Annotated in this window: 8 protein-coding genes; 3 read left to right on the forward strand and 5 right to left on the reverse strand. The window is 72.6% G+C overall.

Features of this window, described 5'->3' with window-relative positions; genetic code table 11:
• Window positions 1–1,569, reverse strand: a 1,569-nt coding sequence (locus AC1DTW_RS27830) for a protein kinase domain-containing protein (protein WP_477985234.1), incomplete at its 3' end; no start/stop codon positions are given.
• A 143-nt stretch (window positions 1,570–1,712) separates the two neighbouring features.
• On the opposite strand from AC1DTW_RS27830, the gene AC1DTW_RS27835 reads away from it, so the two are divergent.
• From AC1DTW_RS27835 to AC1DTW_RS27845, 3 genes are all read left to right on the forward strand, one after another.
• Window positions 1,713–2,456 carry a hypothetical protein gene (locus tag AC1DTW_RS27835; protein ID WP_477985236.1) on the forward strand — a complete coding sequence of 248 codons (744 nt, stop codon included), beginning with the start codon at window positions 1,713–1,715 and terminating at the stop codon, window positions 2,454–2,456.
• A 115-nt stretch (window positions 2,457–2,571) separates the two neighbouring features.
• Window positions 2,572–2,976 carry a hypothetical protein gene (locus tag AC1DTW_RS27840; protein ID WP_477985238.1) on the forward strand — a complete coding sequence of 135 codons (405 nt, stop codon included), beginning with the start codon at window positions 2,572–2,574 and terminating at the stop codon, window positions 2,974–2,976.
• A 27-nt stretch (window positions 2,977–3,003) separates the two neighbouring features.
• The gene (locus AC1DTW_RS27845) at window positions 3,004–3,915 is read left to right on the forward strand and encodes a YihY/virulence factor BrkB family protein (protein WP_477985240.1); all 912 of its coding nucleotides are present in this window, start codon (window positions 3,004–3,006) and stop codon (window positions 3,913–3,915) included.
• A gap of 4 nt (window positions 3,916–3,919) precedes the next feature.
• Here AC1DTW_RS27845 and AC1DTW_RS27850 read toward each other — a convergent pair whose 3' ends face one another.
• The 4 genes from AC1DTW_RS27850 to AC1DTW_RS27865 all read right to left on the reverse strand — a co-directional run bounded on the left by AC1DTW_RS27850 (window position 3,920) and on the right by AC1DTW_RS27865 (window position 7,215).
• The gene (locus tag AC1DTW_RS27850) at window positions 3,920–4,249 is read right to left on the reverse strand and encodes a thioredoxin family protein (protein WP_477985242.1); all 330 of its coding nucleotides are present in this window, start codon (window positions 4,247–4,249) and stop codon (window positions 3,920–3,922) included.
• Window positions 4,250–4,343: 94 nt separating this feature from the next.
• Complete coding sequence (locus tag AC1DTW_RS27855; RefSeq protein WP_477985244.1) at window positions 4,344–5,339, reverse strand: dipeptide ABC transporter ATP-binding protein; 996 nt, start codon at window positions 5,337–5,339, stop codon at window positions 4,344–4,346.
• Window positions 5,336–6,313: an ABC transporter ATP-binding protein gene (locus AC1DTW_RS27860; RefSeq protein WP_477985246.1), complete on the reverse strand. Its 978-nt coding sequence runs from the start codon at window positions 6,311–6,313 to the stop codon at window positions 5,336–5,338. Before AC1DTW_RS27860 ends, AC1DTW_RS27855 begins: the two co-directional genes overlap by 4 nt.
• An 11-nt stretch (window positions 6,314–6,324) precedes the next feature.
• Window positions 6,325–7,215, reverse strand: coding sequence for an ABC transporter permease subunit (locus AC1DTW_RS27865; RefSeq protein WP_477985248.1), 891 nt, complete (start codon window positions 7,213–7,215; stop codon window positions 6,325–6,327).
• Between the last annotated feature and the right edge of the window lie 255 nt (window positions 7,216–7,470).

Raw genomic sequence — 7,470 nt, forward strand, 5'->3', positions numbered from 1 at the left:
CGTCGGTGCCGACGCCGAGGCCGGTGCGTCGGCGGCCGGCGGCGGCGTGGCGGTCGTCGACGGTGTCGTCTCGGCCAGCGTCGGCGGCGGCGTGGCCGGGGCTGGCGCGGCAGCCCGTTCGGCCCGTGGCTCGAGCCGGATTTCCGGCGCCCAGTTCCAGGCCCCGGTGGCGGCCGCGAGCACGACGGCGGCGAGCCCGGCAAGGCCGCTCGCCATGTACACCTTGCGCCGTGCTTGCACCGCCGGCCTCGCGCGGGGTGGCGCCGGTGGCGGGCTGCGCGGCGGCGGCGATGCGATCCACGGGGGCCGCTCGGGAACGATCGGCTCGATCAGGTCCGGCCCGGCTTCGGGCCAGCGCGGCGGCGAAGGGATCGGCGCGGCCGGCTCGATCGGCGGGGTCCGGTTCGGCGCTGTGTCGGCATCCGCCGCGACCGACGTTGGCGGCGATGGCGATGGCGGTCTCGAAGGCGAAGGCGCTGCCGTTGCCGTTGGAGATGGCGCCGTCGCGGGCGGCGGTGTCGGCATCGGCGGCCGCGGCGGCAGCTCGATGCGCATCGGTATCGGCGGCAGCTCGATGCGGGCCGGCGCGGGGGGCGCAGGCGGGAACCGCACCGGGCCGCCCGGCACGCCGCGCGTCAGCCAGTCGCGAAACTGCAGCGCGCTGAGCGGGCGGTCTTCGGCGAACGGCGACAACGCGGCGTCGAGCGCGCCGAGCAGCGCCGCGCCGTACTGCGGGCGCGCATCGGCCGCGAACTCGCGCGCGATCGCGTCGGCCAGCGGCTCGCGCTGGCGCAGCCGGCCGGCCGGTGCCGGCAACTCGCCGGTGATGCAGAAGCGCAGCGTCTCGGCGAGCGCGTACAGGTCGCGCGCCGGGCCGGCCGGCGGCGTGCCGGTGTCGGCGGCCGCGCCGGAAGACGACGCCGATGCCGTCTCGAGCGTCGCCATCAGCGAGTCGACCAGGTCGCTGCCGATCTCGTGCCCGGCGGCGCCGGGGCCGAGCAGCAGCGGGCGGTCATCGGCGAGCAACAGGATGTTCGTCGGCGAGACGCCGCCGTGCACGAGGCCGCCGCGATGGATCGCCTCGAGCGCACCGAGCAGGCCGTCGAGCAGGTCGCGCAGCTCGGCCTCGTCGGGCGCGCCGACCATCTCGCGGCGCAGGTCCGACAGGCGCTGGCCGGCGTAGAGCGGCATCACGCGGTAGGCGGTGCCGTGAGTCTCGAACAACTGGTTCACGCGCACCAGGGCCGGGTGGTCGCAGTGCGCCAGCAGCCGTGCCTCGTCGATGAACGCGCGCAGGCCGCGCGCGATCACGTCGTCGTGCCACGCATCGGCGGCACGCAGTTTCTGGTCCGCGTCGCGGCGCACCAGGCGCGCCGGGAGGTACTCCTGGATCGCGACCTGGCGCGCCAGCGCGTGGTCGGTCGCGAGGTAGACGACCGTGCTCGCGCTGCGCGCCAGCACACGCTGGATCTCGAACGCGCCGAGGCGCACGCCGTGCGCCAGCGCCGGGTCGGCGGGTGGCGAGGCGGCGCTCGGATCGGACGGGGACGTGCTCAATCGATCGTTCATCGGGGCCGGGGCGCCGGGGCTGCGAAGTCTCAAGCTTAGCGCGCCGGGGCCGGCGCCGCGGCCGTGCGGGCCGGGTGTCACAGACGCTTGCACCCGGTACATCCTCGAACGCCGGGCCGACGTCCGCCGCCGAACATCGGGGTGTGAGGGACTTCGAGGATTCGACGCTGTGGAGCGTCAGCGAGTTTGAACGCGTGCGGCTGAACAGCGGCGGCAGCGCATTCACGCGCCTGGGGGGCGCCACGGTGCTGCCGAGCACGCTGTTGGCCGAGTTGCGCCGGCTCGATGCGGCCGGCGCGAGCGATGAGCCGCTGGAAGTCGTCGCGGCCTGCATCCGCCACCGCGAGCCGGCACTGTTGTGCCTGCAATACGAAGGGCTGGTCTGGCCGGTCACGCTGTTCCCGGCGCAGGCGCTGTACCACTCGCCGCGCGACATGACCCAGGCGCTGCCGGCCTCGCTGGCGCGGATCACGCTGATCAGCGCCGAGCCGCCCGGCGTGCGGCCGCCCGGCCACTGGATGCACGAGCGCGTCGCGCAGGCCGAGCACTACCGGCCGTTGCTGCCGCTGCTGTGGTCGCTCGCGCTGGCCGGCCCGCGCGCGACCCTGCTCGCCGAGATCGCCGGCACGGCCGCGTACCGCGCGCTGAAGAACCCCGAGGCCGACGGCGTCACGCTGGGCGGCGCGCTGCGCTCGGCCGCGCACCGGCTGCGCCGCGAGACGGTCGCGCTGCGCGACATCGCCGCCTGGCCCGGCATGAGCGTCGAGCGCGCGAGCCGGCTGCTGAACGGGCTCTATCTGTCGGCCGGGCTGCTCGCGACCCGCGCGCATCCGGCCGCCCGCCCCGAGCCGCGCTGGCGCAGCGACAAAGACAAGTCCTCGCGCTGAGGCCTTGCAGGAATACGCCTACCGCTGTTTCCGATCCGGGCCGATGGGGTTGGCTGCAGCGACGTCCGACGATGGTTTCTGCGCTCGCTCGAGCGCCATCGAAGGGAACATCATCATGGCCACCAGCAGCATCCTCGGCGGGGCCCCGGCCCCGATGAAGCCCGAAGGCAAGAACGCCGAATCGCTCGGCCCGAGCGACAGTTCCGACAGCGGCAGCGACGTGTGCGGCGAACGCGCGATGCCCACGACGCCGGACAACCCCGGCGAGTGGGGCGCGGTGACCATCGCGCCCGACAGCGACACCGACACGGCCGGCACCGGCGAACGCGCGTCGGCCTCCGGCGAAGGGCCGCGCGAGGCGGCCGACATCTCGCCGGACCGGGTCGTCGGTACCGGCGACGCGACGCAGCCGCCGGTGCGCGGGCGCCGGCGCGCCGCCGACGTCGAGTCGATCGCGGCGGATGACGAAGACGCCGATCTCGACATCGAACGCCCCGCAAGCGACGAGCGCGACCGCTGAACGCGGGCGTGCGCCGTCTGCGTCGCGATGAAGGCGTTTGCGACCCACTCGCCGCGGCAATGGTGGCGGCTCGTCAGAGAGGCCGTCGCTGCGTGGTCGGACGATTACGCGCCGAGCATGGGCGCCGCGCTGTCGTACTACAGCGTGTTCTCGCTCGGGCCGCTGCTGGTGATCGTCGTCGCGATCGCCGGCCTCGCGTTCGGCGAGCAGGCCGCGCGCGGCGAGGTCTTCGGCCAGCTGCGCGGGCTGATGGGCGACGCGCCGGCGCAGGCGATCGAGGCGCTGCTCGACAGCGCACGCAAGCCGGCCCACGGCATCGCGTCGGCGCTGCTCGGCCTGGCGCTGTTGCTCGTCGGTGCGACGAGCGTGTTCGCAGAACTGCAGGACGCGCTCGACCGCATCTGGCGTGCGCCGGCGCGCGACCGCAGGGGCGGGGTCTGGCGCCTCGTGCGCTCGCGCCTGCTGTCGTTCGGGATGATCCTGGGGGTCGCGTTCCTGCTCATCGTCTCGCTCGTGCTGAGCGCCGCGCTCGGGCGCTGGTGGGGCGGCTTTTTCGGCGAGTGGGAGATCCTGCTGCAGGCCGTCAACCTGATCGTCGGCTTCGCGCTGACGACCGGCGTCTTCGCGATGATCTACAAGCTGATGCCGAGGGTCGACGTGCGCTGGCACGATGTCTGGCTCGGCGCCGCGACGACCTCGCTGCTGTTCACGGTCGGCCGCTTCCTGATCGGCCTGTACATCGGCAAGAGCGGCATCGCGTCGACCTTCGGCGCGGCCGGGTCGGTCGCGATCATCTTCGTCTGGGTCTACTACTCGGCGCAGATCTTTCTGCTCGGCGCCGAATTCACCTGGGTCTACGCAAACACCTTCGGCTCGTTGCGCGGGCAGGATGCGCCGCCGAAGAGCCCGGCCACGGTGCCGACCGTCAGCGGCGCCTGATCCCTCAGCGGGTGGGCGCGACGAGCCGCTCGATCGCCGCCGCGATCGGGCCGGCGCCGTGCGGGCGCACCAGCCGCTCGGTCTCCTTGCCACCCTTGATGAACACCAGCGTGGGCCACAGCTTGATGCCGAACGAGCGGCCCAGCGGCTGCCCCGGGCCGTCGGCGATCTTCAGGTGGCGCAGCCCCGGATGCGGGCCCAGCGCGGCGCGGATCGCCGGCTGCGCGGCGGCGCACACGCCGCACCAGGGCGCGCCGAATTCCAGCAGCACCGGTTCATCGAGCGCGTCGATCTCGGCGCGCGAGGGCTCGGTCTCGGCATAGCTCGGGTTCATCGCGAAGGCTCTCCACGGCGCCCACGGCGGGCAAGGTGGCAACGATAGACCCAAGCGGCCGCGGCGGCTGTCGGACGATCGCGGCGCCGGATGGTCAGCCGATCTCGCGCCAGCGATGGCAGGCGACGAGCTGCCCGGCGCCGGCCGCCTCGAGCAGCGGCACCTCGACGCGGCAGCGCTCGACCGCGTAGGGGCAGCGCTTGTGGAAGGTGCAGCCGCTCGGCGGGTTCAGCGGCGACGGCAGCTCGCCGCTCGGCACCTGGCGCTGCTGGCGCGCGGCGCGATCGATGCGCGGCGTGCTCGCGAGCAGCGCGCGCGTATACGGGTGGCGCGGCGTCGCGAACAGCGTGCGCTTCGGTGCGCTCTCGACGACCTTGCCGAGGTACATCACGAGCACCTCGTCGGCGATCAGCTCGACCACCGCCAGGTTGTGCGAGATGAAGACGTAGGCGACCCGGGTCTCGTCCTGCAGGTCCATCAGCAGGTTCAGCACCTGGGCCTGGATCGACACGTCGAGCGCCGAGACCGGTTCGTCGAGCACGACGACCTTGGGCTGAAGCATCAGCGCGCGTGCGATCGCGACACGCTGGCGCTGACCGCCGGAGAACATGTGCGGGTAGCGCGCGTGGTGCTCGGGCCGCAGCCCGACGCGGGCCATCATCGCGCGCGCACGCTCGCTGCGCTCGGCGCTGCCCATCCCGGTGTTGATGACGAGCGGCTCCTCGAGCGCATGGCCGATCTTCTTGCGCGGATTGAGGCTCGCGAACGGGTTCTGGAACACCATCTGCACCTCGCGGCGCAACTGCCGCTTCAGCGCCGCATCGGCATGCGCGACATCGGCGACCGCCGGGCCGTCGCCGACGAGCAGCAGGCTGCCCGAGGTCGGTGGCTCGATCATCGTCAGCGCGCGTGCCAGCGTGCTCTTGCCGCAACCGGATTCGCCGACGACGGCGAGCGTGCGGCCGGCCGCGAGCATGAACGACACGCCGTCGAGCGCACGCACCAGCGCCTTCGGTTTCAGGAAGCCGGTCGACACCGGATAGTGCTTCGCGAGCTCCCTCGCTTCGAGCACGGTGATCGGCTCGCTCATGTCGTGACCTCGGTCGACCGATTCAGCGGAAAGAAGCAACGCACCCGCGCGTCGATCGAGCCCGGCACGTCGTCCAGCGCCGGCCGCTCCGCGCGGCAGCGCGGCTGCACGTACGGGCAGCGCGGCGCGAGCAGGCAGCCGCTCGGTCGGTCGAACGCGCCCGGCACCATGCCGCCCATCGAACGCAGCCGGCGCGCGCCGGTGTTGTGCTCGGGCAGCGCCGACAGCAGCGCCTCGGTGTAGGGGTGGTGCGGCGCGTCGAAGATCTGCGGCACCGGTGCGCTCTCGACGACCTGGCCGGCGTACATCACCATCACGCGCTGCGCGATCTCGGCGACGACGCCGAGGTCGTGCGTGATCAGCATCAGCGCCATGCCGCGCTCGCGTTGCAGCTTCAGCAGCAGCGCGAGCATCTGCGCCTGGATCGTCACGTCGAGCGCGGTCGTCGGCTCGTCGGCGATCAAGAGCCGTGGATTGCAGGCGAGCGCCATCGCGACCATCACGCGCTGGCTCATGCCGCCGCTGAGCTGGTGCGGGTAGGCGTCGAGCCGGCGCTGCGCATCCGGGATCTCGACATCGCGCAGCAGTTGCAGCGCGCGTGCGCGCAAGGCCCTGCTCGAGCCGCCTTCGTGGATGCGCAGCGTCTCCATCAGCTGGAACGCGACCGTGAAGCACGGGTTCAGGCTCGTCGTCGGATCCTGGAAGATCATCGCGATGTCGCGGCCGAGCATCTGGCGGCGCTCGCGCGCGCGCATCGTCAGCAGATTGCGGCCGTCGAATGACAGCCGCGTGGCGCCGACGCGGCCGGGCTCGTCGACCAGCCCCATCAGCGCGAGTGCGGTGACGCTCTTGCCCGAGCCCGATTCGCCGACGATGCCGACGACCTCGCCCGCGGCGATGTCGATGCTGACGCGGTCGACCGCCTTGAAGGCGCCGAATTCGACGCTGAGGTCTTCGACTTCGAGCAGGGCCATGTGGATCTCGCTCAGCGCTTCAGCTTCGGGTCGAGCGCATCGCGCAGCCCGTCGCCCATCAGGTTGAAGGCGAGCACCGAAACCAGGATCGCGAGGCCGGGCAGGGCCACGACCCACCACGCGCTCTGGATGAACTCGAGCGCGCTCGCGAGCATCGAGCCCCACTCGGGCGTCGGCGGCTGCGCGCCGAGGCCGAGGAAACCGAGCGCGGCCGCGTCGAGGATCGCGGTCGAGAAGCCGAGCGTCGCCTGCACGATCAGCGGCGCCGCGCAGTTCGGCAGCACGGTGTCGAACATCAGCCGCGCGGTGCCGGCGCCGGCGATGCGCGAGGCGTTGACGTACTCCTTCGCGAGCTCGCCGATCACCGCGGCGCGGGTCAGCCGGACGAAGTGCGGCAGCATCACGATCGCGATCGCGTACATCGCGTTCATCAGCCCCGGCCCGAGGATCGCGACGACCGCCACCGCGAGCAGCAGGCTCGGCAGCGCGAGCATGATGTCCATCAGCCGCATGATCGTGAACTCGACGCCGCCGCGGAAGAACCCCGCGAACAGCCCGAGCAGCGCGCCGATGCTCAGCGACAGGCTCACCGACACGAGCCCGATCAGCAGCGACAGGCGCGTGCCATGGATCAGGCGCGAGAGCAGGTCACGCCCGACCGGATCGGTGCCGAGCAGGAACACGCGGCCGCCGATCGGCTGCGTCGACGGGGCCTTGAGCACCGCGTCGGTGAACTGCTCGCGCGGCGAATACGGCGCGATCACGTCGGCGAGCAGCGCACACAGCACCAGCGCGGCGATCACCGCGAGGCCGATCATCGCGCCGCGGTTGCGGCGGAAGTCGCGCCACAGCTCGGCGAACGGCGAGGGTGGCGATTGAGATTGATCCAGCACGGCGCTCATAGTGGTGAGCCGCTTCGTGGCAAGGTCTGCGCGTCGCGGCAGGCGGCACCCGCTGGCGGCTCATGCTGTGGCGGTCGATGCTGCGCATCGACTCCGTTCCGGTGCTCGGTCCGAGGTCGCGCCGCCGAACTCGCTTCGTTCGCTGCGCTCACTGCGCTCAAACAGCCGCGGCGAGTCAGACCACGAAGCGCGCTGGCGCGCGCCGACCTCGGCCCTGTGCTCCTCACCGCCACAGAAATCGCCGCCAGCGGGTGC

The sequence above is a fragment of the Rhizobacter sp. P5_A1 genome, from assembly GCF_056400745.1.